Raw genomic sequence first — 20,081 nt, 5'->3', positions numbered from 1 at the left:
TATTGGCTATTGGCTATTGGCTATTGGCTATTGGCTATTGGCGATTAGCTACAGCAATTGATAATTGGCTACCGGTAAGCAAACAGCGACAGCCGTTAATCGGGGGCTGACGTTTTTCATTCCTGCGCGTGCGTCACGCGCCTAGGGCGGCCGGCCAGCGCGGCGGTTTGCCGGATGATGGGGTGTGCCGAGTAAGGTTTAGTCTCAAGACGGCCGGCCCGCTGGCCGGGCCTATCTCCTGGAGTCACGGCGTCATGCTGTGGCTGAATCGTCGCGTACCCTGCGGCGCTAACGACATTGAGGTCTAAAAACATGAAGCAAGCTACACTTATCGGCGCTCTGCTGGCGGCGTCTTTATCGCTATTATCGCATTCCGCGCAGGCAAAACACTATCAACTCGGCGCCTCGCTGCTAACGCAGCAACACCCGTTTTATATTGAATTGGCGAACGCCATGAAAGCGGAAGCGCAGCGAGAGGATGTAACACTTAATATTTCAATTGCCAATCAAGATCTCAATAAACAATTATCGGACGTTGAGGATTTCATCACCAAAAAAGTTGACGCGATTATTATTTCGCCGGTGGATTCGCGCGGCGTTCAGGCGGCCATTATCAAAGCGGAAAAAGCCGGTATTCCGGTAATTAGCGTCGATGTCGCCGCCGAGGGGGTACCGGTCATTACCCATGTCGCGACCGACAATTACGCGGGCGGCGTGGCGGCCGGCCGGCTGATGGGGAAATTGCTGAACGGCAAAGGCAACGTGGCCATTATTGATTACCCGGCGTTGCAGTCGGTGGTCGCGCGGGTTGAAGGCTTCAGAAAAGGGTTGGCCGACACGCCGGCGATAAAGATAGTTGCCGTGCAGCCGGGCATCACCCGCGCGGAAGCGTTGACTACCGCGCAAAATATTCTTCAGGGTCATCCCAATCTGGACGGGCTGTTCGGTTTTGGCGACGACGCGGCGCTGGCGGCGGTGATCGCCGCGAAATCGGCGCGTAATGATCGCATCAAAATCATCGGCTTCGACGGCATGCCGGAAGCGCGCAAGGCGGTGGACAACGAGCCCACTTTTGTCGCCGTCATCCAGCAGTATCCGGATCAAATGGGCAGTAAAGCCGTCGCGGCGACGGTCGATTATCTCAACGGCAAAACGGTGCCGAAAACCATTGCCGTAGCCCCCGGGATTTATCAGAAACACTGACGGCAACAAGCGTCCGGCGTCGGCCGGGGCTTACGCGGTTCGGCCAACGTCTTTCGCGGCGTTTTGGGTGACGGGCCGCGGTTTTGGCGCGAGCCGCGCATCGGCTGAATGATGATGCGGTGCGGGCAACGTCTTTTTGATCGCCTCGGCATGACGGGCCGCCGCTTTGCTTGGCGCCTGGGGCGAGTTCAGCAACCGGAGAGCAAGATGTCGGATATTCAGCTGGAAGTGCGTGATATCGCGAAACGTTTCGGCGCCGTGGCGGCGCTGGACAGCGTCAGCATGACGCTACGCCGCGGCAGAGTTCATACGCTGCTCGGGGAAAACGGCGCCGGAAAATCGACGCTGATGAAAATCCTCGCCGGTCTTTATGCCCCGGACCGCGGGACGCTTCTCTTTGACGGTCGTCCCGTAACGATACGCAACCCCGCGCACGCTCGCGCGCTGGGCATCGCCACCGTGTTTCAGGAACTGAGCCTCAGCAACAATATGACGGTGGCGGAGAACATCTATGCCAACCATGAGCCAGCACGCTGCGGTTTTATCCGCGATGGCCAAATGGTGGCCGACTGCCGGCGGTTGCTGACGACACTAGGCATCGATACCGACCCTTATCAGCAGGTGGGGGCGCTATCGCTGGCGCAACGGCAGTTGGTGGAAATTGCCAAAGCGCTCAGCTTTCCGGCTTCGGTGGTGATTATGGATGAGCCGACGTCCTCGTTAAGCGACGGCGAAGCCGGCATTTTATTCGGCATCATCGACCGCTTAAAGGCGCGAGGCTGCGCGGTGGTGTATATCTCCCACCGCATGGATGAAATCATGCGTGTGTCGGATGATATTACGGTATTACGCGACGGCGCCTTTATTGCGACCCATCAGCGTGCCCAAACGACAATTGCACAATTGATTGCGCAAATGGTCGGCCGGGAAATGAAAAACGTCTTCCCACCCCGGCTGGGCGCCGGGCCGGATCCCGGCGCCGTGCCGCTGCTTGACGTGCGACATCTTAGCCATCCGGGACAATTTTCCGATATCAGCTTTAGTGTCCGGGCGGGGGAAGTGCTGGGGTTCTTCGGCCTGGTGGGCAGCGGTCGCAGCGATGTGATGAAAGGGATTTTCGGCGTGACCCGCTGCGATGGCGACATCGTGATGGCGGGTAAACCGGTGGCTATTCGCTCACCCGGCCAGGCTATTGCGCAGGGTATCGCGTTCGTCACCGAAAATCGCAAAGAAGAGGGGCTGGTACTGAGCCATGACGTCAATCTTAATTTGCAGCATATCGCTTTTCAGCATGCCGGCCCGCTGATTAACCGCCGCCGGGAGCGGCAGACCACCCGGGAGGCGATAAGGCGCATGAGGATCCGCGTCAGTTCCCCTTATCAGCGCACCGGCACGCTGAGCGGGGGCAATCAGCAAAAAATCGTGCTGGCGAAATGGTTGCAAAAAACCCCACGGGTATTGATTCTCGATGAGCCGACGCGGGGCGTCGATGTGGGCGCGAAATACGAGATCTATCAGACCGTGCGTCAATTGGCGGCCAACGGCACCGCTATCGTGTTTATCTCCTCCGAACTGCCGGAGGTCATGGCGCTCAGCGATCGCCTGGCGGTCATGCGCGCCAAACGCATCGTGGACATTTATCCCACCGCGAACTTAACCCCGGCCCAGGTCATTTCCGCCGCTACAGGAGTCGCCTAAATGAGTGACAAAGCTCTCCTTTCCCCCGGTCACCAGCGCGATGGCGCCGGCGCCGGTTTTATCCGCGCCGCGAAACAGTATGGCGGCATTGTGGGCGGCCTGGTGGCCCTGGTCCTGTTGTTCAGCCTGTTGAGCGACAGTTTTTTTACCGCCAATAATCTGACCAACATTGTGCTGCAAGTGTCGATTATCGCCATTACCGCTTACGGCATGACCTATGTGCTGCTGTTGGGGGACATTGACTTGTCGGTGGGCGCCACCATCGCGCTGGTGGGTACGTTCGCCGCGCTGGGGCTATCGTTTGGCGTCCCCTTGTTGCTGGTATTGCCCATGGCGATTATCGCGGCGCTGCTGTTGGGCCTCATCAACGGCGCGTTGACCGCCGTGGCGGGCATTCCCTCCTTTATCGTTACCGTCGCCACCATGGGCATCTTCCGCGGCGTAGCCTACATCGTTACCGACGGTATGCCGGTCATGATAAGCGATCCCGGCTTCCTGGCGCTGGGTAACGGCGAATGGCTACTGATCCCGCTGCCCATCTGGATCCTGGCGTTGCTGCTGCTGGTCAACCACGCCGTGCTCGGCCGTACCACGTTCGGGCGCAAAATTTATCTCACCGGCGGCAACCGGGAAGCGGCGCTGTACTCCGGTATCAATGTGACGGCATTGCGCATCAAAGTGTTCATGATAACCGCACTGATGGCGGGCATTAGCGGGCTGATTCTGGCGTCGCGGCTGTACTCCGGCCAACCCAACGCGGCGCTCAGCTATGAGTTGGACGCCATCGCCGCGGCGGTACTGGGTGGGACCAGTCTTACCGGCGGCTACGGCACGGTTGTAGGCACCATGATCGGCGCGTTGATTATCGGGGTCATCAACAACGGGATGAATTTGATGAACGTGCCCTATTTTTACCAGATGGTGGTGAAGGGGATGGTGATCCTGGTGGCGGTTTATGTCGACGTCAGAAATAAAAAGAAACGCGGTTAACCGGGGCGGGCTTACAGCACACAAAAGGAAACAGGGTGATGAACAGTATCTATACCATTGGTGAAGTCCTGGTGGAAATGATGGCGGCGAATATCGGCCAGGGGTTTACCCATCCGGGCGTTTGGCACGGTCCCTATCCCAGCGGCGCGCCGGCAATATTTATCGATCAGGTCAGTAAGCTCGGCGTCCGCGGCGGCATTATCAGCTGCGTCGGCGATGATGGCTTTGGCCGGTTGAATGTCGACAGGCTGGCGCGTGACGGTGTCGACACCCGCGGTATCCGTATGCTGACCCAGGAGAACACCGGCAGCGCTTTTGTCGCTTATCAATCCGGCGGCGAACGGGATTTCATCTTTAACATCAAGCATTCCGCCTGCGGCCATATTTCCCCCGAGCAAGTGGCGGAAATGCTGCCGGCGACCTGTCGACATCTGCATATCATGGGCTCGTCGCTCTTCTCCTTCCAGATGGTGGATGCGGTTAAAAAGGCGGCTGAGCAGGTGAAAGCCGCCGGTGGCACGCTCTCTTTCGATCCCAATATCCGCAAAGAAATGCTGGACATCCCCGAAATGCGCGATGCGCTGCATTTCATGCTGGAGTTGACCGATTGCTATCTCCCCAGCGCCAGCGAAGTGGTGCTGTTGTCGCCCGCCAGCGACGCGCAGGGGGCCATCGACTGGTTTTTGCAAAACGGCATCCGGGAAGTGGTCGTAAAGCGGGGCCGCGAGGGCGCAAGCTATTTTAGCGCCGAACAAACGCTCCATGTGCCCGGCTACCCGGTCATTGAGGTGGACCCCACCGGCGCCGGCGATTGCTTTGGCGGCGCCTTTATTGCTTGTCGCCAGCGCGGATTCAGCATCAGCCAGGCGCTGCGCTATGCCAACGTCTGCGGCGCGCTGGCGGTGACGCGCCAAGGTCCCATGGAGGGGACCTCTACTCTGGCGCAAATCGAGGCGTTTTTGCAGCGGCAAACGCCGGTTTCCGATAATCACAGTATTCAGGAACGTCAATGAAAACCATAATTGCTCGACACAAACAGGGTGAACACCTAGGGATCTGTGCCGTTTGTTCCGCCCACCCGCTGGTGGTAGAGGCGGCGCTGCGTTTTGACCTACACGGCGAGCGCCAGGTCTTGATTGAAGCCACGTCCAATCAGGTCAATCAGTTCGGCGGTTATACCGGCATGACGCCGGCGGGCTTTCGCGATTTCGTCCAGGCCATTGCCAGCCGGGTAGGCTTTCCGCTTTCCCGCCTGATCCTGGGGGGGGATCATCTCGGTCCTAACTGCTGGCGCGATGAAACGGCAGAGGTCGCAATGGCGAAAGCTGCACAACTGGTCGCTGACTATGTGCGGGCAGGATTCAGTAAAATTCATTTGGATGCGTCGATGCCCTGTCTAGACGATCCGGTGCCGCTGCCGCCGGAAACGGTAGCGCTGCGGTCGGCACAGCTGTGCGCCGCGGCGGAGGCCAGCGCCAGCGACGCTCAACGGCAAGCGCTATGCTATGTGATTGGTACGGAAGTCCCGGTTCCCGGCGGCGAGACCGACACTATCGGGAGAGTGCATGTGACAACGCCTGACCGCGCGCTGGAAACGCTGACCCTGCATGAAGACGCTTTTCGTCGCCTAGGGCAGCAGCAGGCCCTGAACCGTATCATCGCCCTGGTGGTTCAGCCGGGCGTGGAATTTGATCACAGCAATATTATCCATTATCGCCCGGCGGCCGCCCAGGCGCTGTCGCGCTTTATCGCCAGCACGCCTTGGGTGTTCGAGGCTCACTCCACCGATTATCAGACCCCGCAGGCGTTAGCACAACTGGTGCAGGATCACTTCGCCATCCTGAAAGTCGGGCCGGCGCTGACGTTCGCCCTGCGCGAGGCGATTTTCAGTTTGGCGCTGATGGAAAAAGCGCTGGTGCCGGCGGAGCGGCAAAGCCGTATTCTGGAGGTCATCGATAGCGTGATGCTGGATGAGCCGAAGTATTGGGAACAGTATTACCATCCCCGCCACTCCCAGGCGATGGTGGATTTGCATTACAGCCTGTCCGATCGCATTCGCTATTATTGGCCGCAGGACCGCATCGCAGCGGCGCTGCGCCAGCTAATAAGCCAACTGACCGCCTGCCGTCTGCCGCTTGGCATGCTAAGTCAATATTTTCCGCTACAGTACCGGCGGGTATTGGCGGGGGAGTGCCGTGCGGATCCGCACAGTCTGATTATGGACAAGATCCAGGATGTGCTGCGGGATTACGCCTATGGCTGCCGGCCACGGACGGTGGCGGCGCCGCAGACCTATGCGCTGTCGCGCTAAGGCTCGACGCCAAAGCGCGTCTCGCCGCCGGGGGAGTAGCGTTTCCCCCCGGCCGGCGCGGGCCTTATGAGCGGGCGCCGGGCAAACTTATAAAGGAGAGGGGCCTGCGCGCCAACATTACGCGCATCACCGCTGACGAGATATACTCAATACGCTAAGCTGAAATAACGCAGCGTCAAAACGTATTTATCTTTCTCGGGAGGCGGGATGCTGGATCATTTGGGCGGCAAGGAGAGCGAGCGGCGTAAAATGATTGACGCGCTGGCGCGCGGCGAGCAAGCCGGTATATTCAAGTTGATTACCGCCTTGACCTGTAAAATCCTGGCGGCCCCGACCTGTTTGATAACCTTTGTCGGGGAAGAGAAGCAGGTCATCTATGCCAAACACAATTTCCCGCTGGATGAAACCCCGCGCGAAGATTCCTTTTGCCGTTTCGTGGTCGACGCGCAACAAACGCAGGTGGTTGACGATGCTCGTCAGGATGCGCGTTTCAGCCAAAATCCGCTGGTACAGGGCTTTCCTTACATTCGCTTTTACGCCGGCACGCCGCTTCTGACCAAAAATAACATTGCCATCGGCAGCCTGTGTATTATCGATTATCAGCCGCGCGCCCTCAGCCTGCCAGAACGCCAGCGGCTGGAAGCCCTCGGCGCGATGGTCACCGCTTTTATGCAGGAAACCCACCGGCTGGGGCTTATCGACCCGGTAACCCTATTGCCCAATCGGCAGCGGCTGTTTGATGAGCTGGCGGAGCTTGAGGCGCGCGAGCCGCATTACGGTCTGGCGCTGATTGAAGCCACCGATATTGTACGCCTTAATGATACCGCCAAAGCGTTCGGTATCGCGACGGTCGAGGCGCGTATCCTGGCCATGGCCCAGCAAATGCGTACGGCGCTGGGGTCGCGCTATCATCTTTACAGCGTAGCGTTTGGCCGATTTGCGGTGTTGTATGACGAGGCGGACACCGCCGATCTGCTGGACACCATCCGCCGTCTGCGTAAAACGCTCAACACGGGCCATGCGCGTTTCTCTACCCTGCCTTTTGAACTGAACACCGGCTTGACCAGCTTTAGCGCTTCACCCCGACGCCAGCCGCAGCAAATTCTGCGCGAATGCATGAGCGCGCTGCACGACGCGGTAGGCAGTAAGCAGGGGGTGATGCGCTATCATCCGGATAATGATCTCTCGCAGCAGCGCTTAACCACCCTGGTGCAGGACTTGACCAAGCGGATTTCCCCCGCCGCGGGATTTGCCGTTTATTACCAACCGAAATTGAATTTGCGTACCGGGATGATTGAAAGCGCCGAGGCGCTGATCCGCTGGCGGCACCCGCTGTTTGGCGATATCTCGCCGGCGGAGTTCATCCCTGTGGCGGAGAAGTCCGGGTCGATCTCCGCCATCACCCGCTGGGTGCTGCGTGAAGTGCTGAAACATATGGCGCTGTGGCGCGAGGAGGGGCGGTCGCTATCGGTATCGGTCAATGTATCGGTGCAGGATCTCTCTAGCGAGCGTTTTCTGCGGCTGATGCGCGAGCTGAAAAAAGCGTACCCGGCGTCGGCGGCCCTATTGGAGCTGGAATGCCTGGAAACGCAGGAAATCTTGCATAATCAACGGGCGTTAACCCACCTTGACGCGCTCAAACGCGAAGGTTATCGCATTGCCATTGACGATTTCGGCGCCGGTTATAGCAATCTCGGCTATCTGATTACGATGCCCGCGGACGTTATTAAGATCGACCGTTCGCTGATAAGTAATATGGCGGAGGATGCGCGTAACCGGGTGATTCTGACCTATCTGATCAAAATGCTGCATGATTTGCACTATCAGGTGATCGCCGAGGGCGTCGAGGACCAGGCGACGTATGACGAAGTGGCCGCACTGGGGTTTGATGGCGCGCAGGGGTTTTATATCTCACGGCCGCTGCCCCTGGCGGCGTTCAGTCAGTTTATGGCGACGGTAGGGCAGCCGTGGCGCGCCGAGCCTCACGCGACGGCCCCGATCTAAGCGCCCGGGCGGGTAGCGTGCGTCATCTCCCGCCATCGACCGGTGACGATGCGCTGTCCGCGGCGGACAGCAGCGTCGCGACGCTCGCTTCCGATAGCGCTTTGGAGAACAACGGTCCTTGCAGTTCATTGCAGCCCACCTGCTCCAGCGCGGCGCGCTTTTCCTCACTGTCCACGCCACGGGCGGTGACCGACACGCCCATGGCGTGGCCCAGGCGTATCACCGATTCCACGATGGCCGCCGCATTGTCGTCTTGTCCCATATGTTGGATGAACGACGGGTCGATTTTGATTTTGTCCACCGGGAAATGATTAAGGTGCCGGATGCTGGCGTAGCGGACGCCAAAATTTTCCACGGTAATGGTAAACCCGCTGGCCCGCAGCGCCAGAAGGATGCCGAGAGAGTAAGCATCTTGATTAAACAACACACTTTCGTTGATGCCGAGTTCGATGCGTGACGGATCGCACTGCTGTGCTTGAAGGATCGCCGTGGCGCGCTCGACGAAGTCGGGGCTGTAAAATTGCACCGGCGTGATGCTCACCGCGATAAACCGATCCGGCCATTGTTGCGCCACCCGGCAGGACTGCGTCAGCATCCACTCCCCCAAGGCAATGCTGAGTCCGCTCTCCTCGGCGACCCTCAGGAGTTGCGACGACGTCAGATAACGGTGCTGGGGGTGCTGCCAGCGCAATTGTGCCTCAAAGCCGACAATCTGTTCGCCCGTGATGTCCACCTGCGGCAGGAAATGGAGGGTCAAGGTCTCTTTGTGTTGGAGCGCGGCACGAAGATCGTCCGCCAGCGCTTCCCGTGCGCGCAGTGACTCGTCCAGCGACTGCTGGAACCACTGGAACCCGTCGCGACCGCGGGCCTTGGCGGCATAAAGGGCGATATCGGCCTTGCGTTTCAAGTCCTCTTTCTCAATCGCATCCGCCGGGGCCAGCGCAACACCAATGCTGACCCCGATAAAGATATCGCGTCCGCCGAGCGCGAAAGGCTGTTTGACGGCATCGATGATACGCAGACCGAGCGCCCGCACCGCCTCGCGACCTTTGACGTCGCGTAGCAAAATCAGGAATTCATCGCCCCCGGTGCGCGCCACCACATCGCCTTCGCGCACCAAACCGCACAGCCGCGTTGCCACGGCTTTGATCAGCGCATCCCCGCCGTGATGGCCCAGACTGTCGTTGACCTGCTTGAACCGATCCAGATCCAGCGCCAGCAGCGCGACGCAGTCCGACTGGCGGGAAGTGTAGGCCAGCGCTTGCGCCAGCCGGTCGTCAAGCATTGCCCGGTTGGGCAAGCCGGTCAGCACATCGTGATAGGCAACATGGAGCGCTTGCGCCTCGCTCGCTTGTAGCGCTATCAGGGTTTGGCGCAGGCGCAGCGCCGAACGCCAAATGGCGCGCATCATCCAGGCGATCACGCCGAACAGCAAGATTGCCAGCGGGGGAATCACGGGCCAGATAGCGCGCAGCACCTCGGCGCCAGGATGTTGCGGCCGCCAGCGGAGGAAGCTGACCGTTTGTCCCTGCGGGTCCACTAACGTCAGAGCGGTCTCGCGCCGGCCCGGAGGATTGTCGCTGAAGCTGAGAGGGTTAAGCAGATGGTGATTGCTCAAATCGTTAATAAAAGCCGCGTCCAGCGGTACCACGCTGAGCAGATAACTTACCGGGCCGGTAGCGCTTGCCGGCGGTCGCACCGGGCTTACGGCTATCACTACGGGCTGGCCGGCAATACGGGCAAAGGCGGCAAAGCCGCGGGGCTCAAGCTTACGGGTCGGCGTCAGACTGACGTGATTATCGCGCGCCGCCAGCGGAGTATTCGCCGGCAGACGGGAGGCGGCATCAATAAGCCTTGCCGCCTGCGCCAGCAACGGCACTGGCGCCTGGGGCGAGACCGACAAACCCTCTATCGCGGCGTAAATCCCCTGTCGGCGGGCGTTGAGCAGGTAAACCTGCTGATGGTGAAATACCGTATACAGCCAGCCGCCAACATTTTCGTCCAGCCATTGCCTGTCCAATGTGGGCCGGATGAGTTGCGCGTACAGCGGCGGCCAGGCCGTGATGCTGTACTGCTGGACCGCCAGTTCGTGCAGGCGCTGGGCGACGGACGCGCGCACCGTTTCCTGTTCACGCCGCACGACATTTGCGTTGATTTGCCGGGAGGTAAGCCACAGGCTGGCCGCCGCGGCGCAAAGCGTCAGAAGTAACACCAGCAGTAAGGGGAACGAAACATTTTTGAAAAAAGTGCGGCGGAATCCCTCGGGTAAAGCCATACGATTATTCAACAGTCAATGTTTCCTGTCGCGCCGCCGCGGGCGCCGGTCGTGGTAGTGTCATTCAATAGGCTAGAAAAAGGTGGTCGTTTAAGCAAGTTTTGTCCGCCCGCAGCGGCTGCCGCGGGCCTGAGCTGGCGCAGGGTTACCCGGCCGTTAATCGCGCCAGTAGCGTCGCGACCAGGACCGCGCGTGGGGGCTATGGCGCCAGGGCGTCATCAGATGCTCCAGCGCCAGTACCATCAGGAAGCTGACCACGCCCAGCAGCGCCAGAAAGGCGATGGCGGCAAAAGTGCCGGCCGTGTTTAGTCGGGAGTTGGCCTGCAACAGATAGGCGCCCAGCCCGCCGCTGGTGGAGGCAGTCCATTCGCCTATCACCGCGCCGGTCACGCTGAAAGTCGCAGAGAGCTTCAGGGCGGAAAATAGCGGGGTATAGGTGGCCGGCAGTTTGACATGGCGGAAAATGCCGAGCCGGCTGCCGCCCATGGACCGCACCAAATTCAGCATATCCCGATCGACGGAATGTAGCCCGTCGAGCACATTGACCACCACCGGGAAAAAGACGACCAGCGCGACGATGACCAACTTGGGCGCCAGGCCGAACCCCAGCCAGATAGTCAGGGCCGCCGAAATGGCGATAACCGGTACCGCCTGGCTGGCGATCAGAATCGGATACAATACGCTCCTTACCCAGGGCAGGGCATCCATTATCACCGCGAAGGCAAAGCCGGCACCGGCGCCTAATACGAAGCCCAGCAAAAAAGTGAGAAAGGTTTGCCGGAAACCGGCCAGCAGCACCGGCAAATCAGCCAGAATATGGGCCCAGGTCAGCGCCGGGGAGGGCAGTACATACGGCGGGATCGCCCACAGCTGGACCGCCGCGGCCCAGATGACGATGACCAGCAGTAGGGCGAGGAGCGGTCCGCCTACCGCCAACAGCCCTTTAGGCAGAGTTCTCATGCGCTTTAGACTCCGTGGCCGCGTCGTGATAAATCAAAGAGAGGATCTGCCCTTTCAGCGCGATAAAGCGCGGGTCGGTCAGCGTGGCGAGCGTGCGCGGACGGGGAACCGGGACCGGCAAGATGGCGCGGATGCGCCCCGGGCGCGGCGTCATCACCACGACCCTATCCGCAAGCATGATGGCTTCGTCGATGTCATGGGTGATAAACACCACCGTCCGGCGCTGTTCCGACCACACTTGCAACAGCCATTGCTGCATGGCGAGGCGGGTTTGCGAATCCAACGCGCCGAACGGCTCATCGAGCAACATAATATCGTGCTCCATCGCCAGGGTGCGCATCAGCGCTACCCGCTGGCGCATGCCGCCGGACAGCGCGGCGGGATAGTGATTGATAAACTCCCCCAGGCCGTAGCGTCTGGCCAGCGCCACGCCCTGCGCCCGCTGTGCCCGGCTGGCGCCGCCGTTGATTACCGCGCCCAGCACAATATTGTCGATGACCGTCTTCCACGGCAACAGCAAATCTTTTTGCAGCATATAGCCCACGTGGCCGCTGCTGCCGGTCACGTCGCGGCCGTCGATCAGGATTTGGCCGCTATCGGGGGCCAATACGCCCGAAATGACATTGAACAATGTACTCTTGCCGCAGCCGGAGGGACCGACCAGGCAAATAAATTCCCCTTGCCGCACGTCCAGTTCGGTCGGCGCCAGCGCGGTGAGTGCGCCGAAACTGCGGCAAACCTGGCGTAACGCTAATTTCACGGCGGACATCAGCAGCCTCTTTATGTTAAGCCCCGGCCAAAAGATCCCGCGCCGAAGGTCCGTTGGGCGCCGGCAATCCGTCCGGCGCCAATGATATGCTTAGCGCCGGCAATCCGTCCGGCGCCGAAAGTCTGCTAAGGGCCGGTCATGACATTCAGCGCCGAAGCAGTTTGGCACGTCCCTGCACGCTCTTGGTCAACCGGTTGGCGCGCTGGGGGTATACGCTCTCATTTCATTTTTGTTAATAGCGCGCCAAAATGCAAAGTGCGATCGGGGGTTAGCGCATTAAATGGCACGGCGTAGCCGCCCGAAAAGTACACGGAATCGCCGCCGGCGCGCCGCTGGACGGTAAGCAGGGTGTTCGCGCCGGCTATTGACCTCATAGCGCCTCCCGGGACGGCGTCCCGCTGCTCAGCCTTCGTGGGGTCAGACAGTTTTTGCAACCTAACCACCTCATAGAGACGTCCACGGCGCGGCCCCGGGCAGGGTTCATTGCCTTTGCGCTCAGCCGGACGTCGCGTCTCAGCGGCCGCGGCGGCGCACATTACCCGGGGTGGCGATTGCACTTGCGCCGCGTTGCCTTATAATGTCGCACGGCGTTTCCTTTGTCGCGGCAGGCGCCTACGAACCGTTAGCGTTTACCGCTTTTGTCGCTGGGTTGACATTCTATCAGAAATTGGCGCGTCGCTGGACGTTAACCCTCAGAAGGTGTCGTGTAAAGCGAGGTGCCGTCCCGGCGCCCGCGCATTATCATCGGCAACAGCGACGCCCTCACTTTTCGTTACCTTTGATGCGATTGCCAGGTTGTGTCCTAGCGGAGCTTACTGTCGCGCGCAGGCTCCCTTGTCCGGCCCTTTCGTCGCGATCAATGCTTTACCACCAGCAGGAGAAAAAATGTCCAGTGTCTATCCCGTTTCACGCCCGCGCCGTTTGCGCCGCACCCCTGCTTTGCGTTCGTTGTTCCAGGAAACCGAGGTGCAGTTAAGCTCTCTGGTGCTGCCGATATTCGTCGAGGAGGAGGTCAGCGACTATGTACCGGTGTCCGCCATGCCGGGCGTGGTCAGAATACCGGAAGCGCGTTTGGCCTTTGAAATCGAGCGCTATGCCAAAGCCGGCATTCAATCCGTGATGACCTTCGGCATCTCCCATCATCTGGATGAGGCCGGCAGCGATACCTGGCATGAAAACGGGTTGGTCGCGCGGATGGCGCGCATTTGTAAAGAGACGGTGCCGGAGATGATCGTGATGTCCGACACCTGCTTTTGCGAATACACCACCCACGGTCATTGCGGCGTCGTGCACGATAACGGGGTCGACAACGACGCTACGCTTGTGAATTTGGGGCGTCAGGCGGTGGCGGCGGCGCGCGCCGGCGCGGATTTTATCGCCCCCTCGGCGGCGATGGACGGACAGGTCCAGGCGATACGCGCCGCCCTGGACGGCGCCGGCTTCACCGACACGGCGATCATGGCGTATTCCACCAAATTTGCCTCGGCATTTTATGGCCCGTTCCGCGAAGCCGGCGGTACCGCCCTGAAGGGCAACCGCAAAAGCTATCAAATGAACCCGATGAACCGCCGTGAAGCGATTCGCGAGTCGCTGCTGGACGAGCAGGAGGGAGCCGATGCGCTGATGGTGAAGCCGGCCGGCGCGTTTTTGGACACTATCCGCGATATCCGCGAGGCAACCCATTTGCCGCTTGCGGCATATCAGGTGAGCGGCGAATACGCGATGATAAAATTCGCCGCCGCTGCCGGCGCCATTGACGAACGGCAAATCGTGCGTGAAACCCTAGGCGCCATTAAGCGCGCGGGGGCAGATATTATCCTCAGTTATTTCGCCATGGATATTGCCGAACAGGGTTTTTGATTGACGTCGCCCGGCGCGGCCGTGCGCTAACGGGGAGGCACCGCGACGGAGACGTTGGTGGTATGCGGTGCCATAAACGTCATGGCGTCTCTGGCGCGAACAATGACGGCGAAAACAGGTGGCGTAGGGGGAGGGCCGATGGCGGCGACATCAGCAGGGAAGTCCGGCGCCGGCGCTAGCCAAAATGAAAAAATACGCCCCATATCTTGCTCAATGGACAAACTCTGCTTAAATAAAGCAGTGTCTTTGACAATGACCTACTGATTATTACTATCCTAAAACGGTTGCGTCCGTTTTTTTGCGCGTAACGGCGCGTTGAGCGTCTTCTTTATTTCCCACCAGGCGAAAAGCATCGTTCAGTTCATCATTTCCGAGGATGATTATGACTAAGACGCTTTTGGCTGTCGGCTGTCTGGCCGGCGTTTTCTGCTGTTATTCCGCGCGGGCCGCGGAAGCCACGGGTACGATTAACGCGACGCTTACCCTGACCAATGGCTGCTTGATCAACGGCGATCCCGCCACGACCAACGCCAACTTCGGCAACCTGGATTTTGGTACCCATGCCGCGACGTTCGATACCCTGGAAGCGACGATGAGCGGCGCCATCGGCGACGGTATCCGCGTGCGCTGCTCCGATGGCCCCTCGTCCTATATCGTACAAATCACCGGCAGCAGCAATCCCGCGCCGTCCAATACCCCCTATGGCACCGTGACCGCCAACGCGCATTACATGACGTTGACGACCGATCCGACGCAGGCGGTGGCGTATACCCTGTATAACGACGCCGGCTTTACCTCCGCTATCGCCAACGGGACCAACTTGACCGCCGCTGCGACCTCGGATCCGGTCAACGGGGAAATTTATCCGATTTATGGCCGCATTACCGGCGGCGGGAACAGCACCAATATTCCCGCCGGGACCTATGCGGATGTGATAAACGTCCAGGTCACCTACTAAATTTTGCGCCAGGGAGCGGGGCGAGAGCGAGTAACTAAGGGGGCGACGGAGCGCGGCGGCCTGGGGCTGCTTTTTGCCGGTGTGGTGACTTTTCAGGCAGCGGCGCTGCCCAACCAAAGCTTTCAGGTGACGGCGACCGTGGTCGACGGCTGTTTGATAACCGGCGGCCCCGCCATCGGCAAGCTGGATTTCGGTAGCCGCGCCGGCAGCGACAGACAGCGTTTTACCGCCGCCATGGTGCAGAATACGGCGTTTACGCTGGCCTGCACGCCGGGCACTACCCTGACCCTGCGCATTGATGGCGGTAGCCATTACACCAACCAGCGGAATTTACAGCGCGTCGGCGGCACCACCCTTATCGGCTATCAGCTTTATCGCGATGCGGGTCTCACGTCCGCCGGCGCTATCCCGGTGGGGCAAAACGTGCCGCTGACCTATAGCGATGCCAATCATATTGTTCTGCCGGTTTATGGTGCGCTGCACTTATCGGGTATGTCACCGGCGGGGACCTATACCGATACCCTGACGGTCACGATGTCATGGTAGCGTGCGCCGCGCGCCGACGGGGCGAAGGCGAGTGACTGCCGGCGAGGGAGCCGGCGGCAGTGTTAAGAGGCAGTGGATATGACAGGAGCAGGTAGAGGTCGCGCCCTGGGGCGCTTGAGGGTGTGGCTGACGGTTCTTGGCCTACAGTTAGGCGGAATGGCGCAGGCGGGAAATGCGGTCCTTATCTGGCCGGTGGATCCGGTTATTAACGCCGCGCAGAAAGCCGGGAAATTGTGGGTGGAAAACCGCGGCGCCAGCACCACGCTCATCCAGGTCAGGGTGTTCGGTTGGCAACAGCGCAACGGCAGCGATAGCTATCAAGCCCAGCAGCGCGTTATCGCCAGTCCGCCGATGCTGCGTCTGGAGCCGGGACAAAAACAGATGGTGCGTCTGCTTAAGCACCAGCCGCCGAGGGCCGGCGAGGAGCAGGCCTTCCGAATATTATTGGATGAAATCCCCACGCCGCATCTGGATCCCGCGGATAAAAACCACAGCGTCAATTTTCAGATGCGCTATTCGTTACCGCTGTTTGTTTACGGCGAGCGGGCCGCGGCCGACGCCGGCGATCCTCTGCTGAGCTGGCGCGTTGTCGAAGAAGGCGGCCAGACGTTTCTAGAGGTGAGTAATCAGGGGCCGGTGCATGCCCGGCTTAGTCAAGCGCATTTAGACCGACAGCGTCTGAGCGATGGACTCTTCGGCTATGTCCTGGCGCACGCCAGCTACCGTTGGCCGCTCAAGGGAAACGTGGGTCGTGGCCAGCAATTAGAATTTCGGTTGGATAACCGCGATCGCCCCTGGCGCAGTGGCCAGCAGCAAGCGCGGTGATGACGCGCTGCTGCCGGTTCGGTCTGTTGTCGCGACGGCTGATAAAGCGCTGCTGTCGGTTCGATCTGTTGTCGCGGCGGCTGATAAGGCGTTGTTGCCGGTTCGGTGTGTTATCGCGGCGGCTGATAAAGCGTTGTTGCCGGTTCGGTCTCTTACCTCGATCTAAAATGGGCGCCTGTCGGCCCGGTCTTCTCCCGCTGTTTATCCTGCCGCCGGCTATCGGTGCCGACGCGCCGCTTCTTGACGTCCTGCCGCCGCCGCCCAGCGCGGCCGAAGCCAACCGGCGACAGCAATACCCGCTGGGGCTTATCGTCAATCAGGCCGACAACGGACTGATTGTACCTGTCACCCTTGCCCAGGGGCATTTTATGTTGCGCGCTCAGGATCTGCGCCAAGCGGGCCTGCCGGCGGAGAAGTTAACGGCCGATTGGGTTGACGTCTCGGCGATGCCTGAAGTCCAGGTGCATTTCGACGCCCAGCGCCAGCAGCTGCAACTCAGCGTGCCGCCGGCCTGGCTGCCGGCGCAGGCGTTTTCCCACAAGCGTCACGCGCCGCGCTATCCCGCCAAAACCAGCACCGGCATGGTGCTCAATTACGATGTGTATACCGCCCGTTTTTACAACGGCACGCTGCGCACCTCCGCCTGGAATGAATGGCGCCTTTTCGGCGATGACGGCTTTTTCAGCCATGACGGCGTGCTGCAGCGCAGTCTGAGCGGGACGACGAGTACCCGTAACGGCTATATTCGCTATGACACCGCCTGGTCCAATCAGAACGAAGATGATGCACTAAGTTGGACCGTGGGGGATTTGATTACCGGCGCGGTGTCCTGGAGCAGCAGCGTTCGGCTGGGCGGCGTGCAGATCGCGCGGGATTTTGCCCTGCAACCGTATCGGGTGACCTATCCGCTGCCGTCGTTTAGCGGATCGGCGGTGGTGCCGACCACCGTCGATATGTTCGTCAACGGTTTCAAAACCAACAGCGAATCGGTGCAGCCCGGTCCGTGGTCGCTGAATAATCTGCCGTTCGTCAACGGCGCCGGCGATGCGGTGATCGTCACCACCGACGCCCTCGGGCGGCAGGTCGTGACGACGTTACCGTTTTACGTCTCCAGTACGATGCTCGAACCGGGGCTGGCGGACTTCTCTGTCTCCGCCGGTGCGTTGCGTAAAGGCTACGGCACGCGCAGCGCCGATTATGGCGAGGTGGTCGCCAGCGGCAGTTATCGTCGGGGGATAACCGACTGGCTTACGCTTGAAACACAGGCCGAGGGGGCGGACAGCCTCGCGCTGGGCGGCGTCGGCAGCCAGCTGCGCCTCGGTGCGCTGGGGGTGGTCAATCACTCTTGGAGCCACAGTTTGTGGCAGGGGCAACAGGGGGATCAATACGGTTTCGGCTACCGTTACAATAATCGTTTTTTCAGCGTGGGTACGCAGCATATTCTGCGCAACGCCCGCTTTGGCAATCTGGCCATTTACGATAACGGCGATAATCCTCTGCTGCGCGATACTCGCTGGAGCCTGAGCCGCCGCAGCGAACAATATAATCTCACCCTGTCGCTGGCGCGCTACGGTAGCCTGGGCGCGGCCTACGTCGCCATCCGCAGCGCTCAAGGGGAGCGGACGCAACTGTGGAATCTGTCGTGGAGTAAATCGTTGTGGGGCGATGCCAGTCTGTTTGTCGCCGGCAGCTATACGCCGCTACAGGCCGGGTGGAGCGGGGCGCTGGCCCTTGTCGTACCCTTCGGCGCGCTCTCCAACGCCAGCGTTGGCGTGGAGCGATCGCCCAACGGCGGCATGGCGCAGCGGCTCACTCTCTCCAGCGCCATGCCGTCCGACGGCGGCCTTAGCTGGGATGTGGCCTACGCCCGCCAACGGCGCGCCCAGGATTATCGCCAGGGCATGTTAGGCTGGCGTAATCCGTTGATGGAGATTGACGGTGGCATTTACGGCTACGGCGCTGAAAACACCGTCTGGAACGATCTCAGCGGCGCGCTGGTGCTCATGGACGGACAGGTGCTGGCCGCCAATGGGTTAAATAACAGCTTCGCACTGGTGAAAACCGGGTATCCGAATGTGGAAGTCAGCTATGAAAATCAGCCGGCGGGGGTGACCAACGCCAAAGGCTATCTGCTGGTGCCGGGCGTTAGCGCCTATTATCCGGGGAAATACGCCATCAACACCCTCGATTTGCCGCCGGACATCACCGCTACCCAGGTGGAACAGCGGCTGACCATTCGCCGGCAGAGCGGCTATACCGTCAATTTCGGCGTAAAGAAACTCCGCGCCGCCTTGGTGATTTTACACGACGGACAGGGCCAGCCGCTGCCTGTCGCGACACAACTGACCCGCGCGGGGCAACCGACGGAGTTTGTCGGCTGGGACGGCCAGGCGTGGCTGGATAATCTTAGCGAAGAGAATTTCATCACGGCGCAGACGCCCGACGGCCGACGTTGTCAAGCGCGGCTCACGCTGCCCGGCGGCGAGGTGTACGCGTTGAGAACCTACGGGCCCGTGCGGTGCCCGCTGAATGAACCTGCATTAGGAGCGTCGAATGAATAAACCCCGTTCGCAGCCTTGGCTGCTGCTGGCGTTATTCGCCTGGGGCGCGGCCCGCGCCGCCTGTTCGCTGCCCGCCAGCAGCGCCAGTCTCGGCAGCGTGACGTCGTTTGTCCTCAACGCACAGCCCAGTACCGCCACCGGCGAAATTCACGTCAACTGCGGCGCCGGCAGCCTTGCCTCATTACTGTCTTCCAACTTCATTCGCCTGCAGCTGAGCGGCGCGAGTCAGGTGGTCGGCACGCGCGCGGTACTGAAAAATAGCAGCGGCAGCGACAGCGTTCCGGTTCAGCTGTGCACCGCCAGCAATTGCGCCACCGAGCTCAGCGTCGGCGGCGGCAGCGTCACCTACGGGTCGCAAGAATTGATCAATTTGGTGGGCATTATGGGCAACCTCAATTTCACCCTACCGCTGTACCTGCGCACGCTGCCCGGCTATTCCCTGAAGGCGGACACCTACAGCGGCACGTTGAACGTGCTGACGCAGTATAACATCTGTACCAGTATCGGCGTTGCCGGTACCTGCTTGCCCGCGGGTATGCAGTCCGGCACGGTGGTGGTTCCGCTGAGCGTCACGCTGATGGTCACCAACGATTGTATTGCCATAACCGCGCCAAACCTTAACTTCGGCAGCGCGCCGCTGGTGGCGAATTTTAATGACGTCGCGCAAAGCATTAGCGTGACCTGTACTAAGGGCAGCAGTTACACGGTGGGTTTTAGCAATGGCGCGCACGCGGTGGGCACGGTACGCAACATGGCCAGCGGCAGCCAATTGCTCAGTTATGAGATTTACCAGGCCAACGGCAGTACGCGCTGGGGCAGCAGCGGCGTTGAGCGCGTGGCCAGCGCCGCCGCCATTAGCGTGACCAGCGATGGACTGACCCGGATGTTCAACTACGTGGCCCGGGTGGTGAAAACCCAAAATACCCCGCCGGCGGGCGTTTATACCGATAGCGTGGTGATCGATTTGTCTTTTTGAGGTGGCGGAAGGGTGGAAATATCTGGAAACCAAGGGTTTACAGAAGTTGAAAAAACTTTTTTTTCTGTCGCAATACAGGCGTTTGCAGGCCGATAATGCCCGTGCGAACGGCTTTGACCATGCCGCTCGCACGGGCATCGGGGGC

Annotated in this window: 15 protein-coding genes; 12 read left to right on the top strand and 3 right to left on the bottom strand. The window is 60.3% G+C overall.

Features of this window, described 5'->3' with window-relative positions:
* Nucleotides 1-312: 312 nt before the first annotated feature.
* The 6 genes from SANT_RS11755 to SANT_RS11730 all read left to right on the top strand — a co-directional run bounded on the left by SANT_RS11755 (nt 313) and on the right by SANT_RS11730 (nt 8,206).
* Nucleotides 313-1,203 carry a substrate-binding domain-containing protein gene (locus SANT_RS11755; RefSeq protein WP_025422492.1) on the top strand — a complete coding sequence of 297 codons (891 nt, stop codon included), beginning with the start codon at nt 313-315 and terminating at the stop codon, nt 1,201-1,203.
* 207 nt (nt 1,204-1,410) lie between these two features.
* On the top strand, nt 1,411-2,901 hold the full coding sequence (locus SANT_RS24130; protein ID WP_025422491.1) for a sugar ABC transporter ATP-binding protein: 1,491 nt from the start codon (nt 1,411-1,413) through the stop codon (nt 2,899-2,901).
* Nucleotides 2,902-3,891 carry an ABC transporter permease gene (locus SANT_RS24125; protein WP_025422490.1) on the top strand — a complete coding sequence of 330 codons (990 nt, stop codon included), beginning with the start codon at nt 2,902-2,904 and terminating at the stop codon, nt 3,889-3,891. It begins immediately after the preceding gene.
* 38 nt (nt 3,892-3,929) lie between these two features.
* Nucleotides 3,930-4,904, top strand: a complete 975-nt coding sequence (locus tag SANT_RS11740) for a sugar kinase (protein ID WP_025422489.1) — start codon at nt 3,930-3,932, stop codon at nt 4,902-4,904.
* Nucleotides 4,901-6,202: a tagatose-bisphosphate aldolase subunit GatZ gene (gatZ, locus tag SANT_RS11735; protein WP_025422488.1), complete on the top strand. Its 1,302-nt coding sequence runs from the start codon at nt 4,901-4,903 to the stop codon at nt 6,200-6,202. The genes SANT_RS11740 and gatZ overlap by 4 nt, the downstream gene beginning before the upstream one ends.
* Nucleotides 6,203-6,409: 207 nt before the next feature.
* Nucleotides 6,410-8,206 (top strand): EAL domain-containing protein, encoded by a 1,797-nt coding sequence (locus SANT_RS11730; RefSeq protein WP_025422487.1) that lies wholly within the window; start codon nt 6,410-6,412, stop codon nt 8,204-8,206.
* Nucleotides 8,207-8,228: 22 nt separating this feature from the next.
* On the opposite strand, the gene SANT_RS11725 is transcribed toward SANT_RS11730, so the two are convergent.
* The 3 genes from SANT_RS11725 to SANT_RS11715 form a co-directional block, all read right to left on the bottom strand.
* The gene (locus tag SANT_RS11725; RefSeq protein ID WP_025422486.1) at nt 8,229-10,493 is read right to left on the bottom strand and encodes a putative bifunctional diguanylate cyclase/phosphodiesterase; all 2,265 of its coding nucleotides are present in this window, start codon (nt 10,491-10,493) and stop codon (nt 8,229-8,231) included.
* Nucleotides 10,494-10,637: 144 nt separating this feature from the next.
* Nucleotides 10,638-11,441 carry an ABC transporter permease gene (locus SANT_RS11720; RefSeq protein WP_025422485.1) on the bottom strand — a complete coding sequence of 268 codons (804 nt, stop codon included), beginning with the start codon at nt 11,439-11,441 and terminating at the stop codon, nt 10,638-10,640.
* A complete protein-coding gene (locus SANT_RS11715; protein WP_025422484.1) occupies nt 11,425-12,210 on the bottom strand; it encodes an ABC transporter ATP-binding protein in 786 nt (261 codons plus the stop codon). The genes SANT_RS11720 and SANT_RS11715 overlap by 17 nt, the downstream gene beginning before the upstream one ends.
* An 885-nt stretch (nt 12,211-13,095) precedes the next feature.
* Here SANT_RS11715 and hemB point away from each other — a divergent pair.
* From hemB to SANT_RS11680, 6 genes are all read left to right on the top strand, one after another.
* Nucleotides 13,096-14,070: a porphobilinogen synthase gene (gene hemB, locus SANT_RS11710; RefSeq protein ID WP_025422483.1), complete on the top strand. Its 975-nt coding sequence runs from the start codon at nt 13,096-13,098 to the stop codon at nt 14,068-14,070.
* Between the two features lie 382 nt (nt 14,071-14,452).
* Nucleotides 14,453-15,028, top strand: a complete 576-nt coding sequence (locus tag SANT_RS11705; RefSeq protein WP_025422482.1) for a spore coat U domain-containing protein — start codon at nt 14,453-14,455, stop codon at nt 15,026-15,028.
* Nucleotides 15,029-15,112: 84 nt separating this feature from the next.
* Nucleotides 15,113-15,574: a spore coat U domain-containing protein gene (locus SANT_RS11700; protein ID WP_237234614.1), complete on the top strand. Its 462-nt coding sequence runs from the start codon at nt 15,113-15,115 to the stop codon at nt 15,572-15,574.
* A gap of 78 nt (nt 15,575-15,652) precedes the next feature.
* Nucleotides 15,653-16,399: a molecular chaperone gene (locus SANT_RS11695; protein WP_051440164.1), complete on the top strand. Its 747-nt coding sequence runs from the start codon at nt 15,653-15,655 to the stop codon at nt 16,397-16,399.
* Nucleotides 16,400-16,566: 167 nt separating this feature from the next.
* Nucleotides 16,567-18,960, top strand: coding sequence for a fimbria/pilus outer membrane usher protein (locus SANT_RS11685; RefSeq protein WP_025422479.1), 2,394 nt, complete (start codon nt 16,567-16,569; stop codon nt 18,958-18,960).
* Complete coding sequence (locus tag SANT_RS11680; RefSeq protein WP_025422478.1) at nt 18,953-19,936, top strand: spore coat U domain-containing protein; 984 nt, start codon at nt 18,953-18,955, stop codon at nt 19,934-19,936. The genes SANT_RS11685 and SANT_RS11680 overlap by 8 nt, the downstream gene beginning before the upstream one ends.
* Nucleotides 19,937-20,081 lie beyond the last annotated feature (145 nt).

It is taken from the genome of Sodalis praecaptivus (genome assembly GCF_000517425.1).
GTDB lineage: Bacteria > Pseudomonadota > Gammaproteobacteria > Enterobacterales > Enterobacteriaceae > Sodalis_A > Sodalis_A praecaptivus.
This window is presented reverse-complemented; position numbering and strand designations above follow the sequence as displayed.

Excerpts from the sequence above, each read along its gene's own strand:
- SANT_RS11755 (WP_025422492.1), top strand. The coding sequence starts at position 313 with ATGAAGCAAGCTACACTTATCGGCGCTCTGCTGGCGGCGTCTTTATCG.
- SANT_RS24130 (WP_025422491.1), top strand. The coding sequence starts at position 1,411 with ATGTCGGATATTCAGCTGGAAGTGCGTGATATCGCGAAACGTTTCGGC.
- SANT_RS24125 (WP_025422490.1), top strand. The coding sequence starts at position 2,902 with ATGAGTGACAAAGCTCTCCTTTCCCCCGGTCACCAGCGCGATGGCGCC.
- SANT_RS11740 (WP_025422489.1), top strand. The coding sequence starts at position 3,930 with ATGAACAGTATCTATACCATTGGTGAAGTCCTGGTGGAAATGATGGCG.
- gatZ (WP_025422488.1), top strand. The coding sequence starts at position 4,901 with ATGAAAACCATAATTGCTCGACACAAACAGGGTGAACACCTAGGGATC.
- SANT_RS11730 (WP_025422487.1), top strand. The coding sequence starts at position 6,410 with ATGCTGGATCATTTGGGCGGCAAGGAGAGCGAGCGGCGTAAAATGATT.
- SANT_RS11720 (WP_025422485.1), bottom strand. The coding sequence starts at position 11,441 with ATGAGAACTCTGCCTAAAGGGCTGTTGGCGGTAGGCGGACCGCTCCTC.
- SANT_RS11715 (WP_025422484.1), bottom strand. The coding sequence starts at position 12,210 with ATGTCCGCCGTGAAATTAGCGTTACGCCAGGTTTGCCGCAGTTTCGGC.
- hemB (WP_025422483.1), top strand. The coding sequence starts at position 13,096 with ATGTCCAGTGTCTATCCCGTTTCACGCCCGCGCCGTTTGCGCCGCACC.
- SANT_RS11705 (WP_025422482.1), top strand. The coding sequence starts at position 14,453 with ATGACTAAGACGCTTTTGGCTGTCGGCTGTCTGGCCGGCGTTTTCTGC.
- SANT_RS11695 (WP_051440164.1), top strand. The coding sequence starts at position 15,653 with ATGACAGGAGCAGGTAGAGGTCGCGCCCTGGGGCGCTTGAGGGTGTGG.
- SANT_RS11685 (WP_025422479.1), top strand. The coding sequence starts at position 16,567 with ATGGGCGCCTGTCGGCCCGGTCTTCTCCCGCTGTTTATCCTGCCGCCG.
- SANT_RS11680 (WP_025422478.1), top strand. The coding sequence starts at position 18,953 with ATGAATAAACCCCGTTCGCAGCCTTGGCTGCTGCTGGCGTTATTCGCC.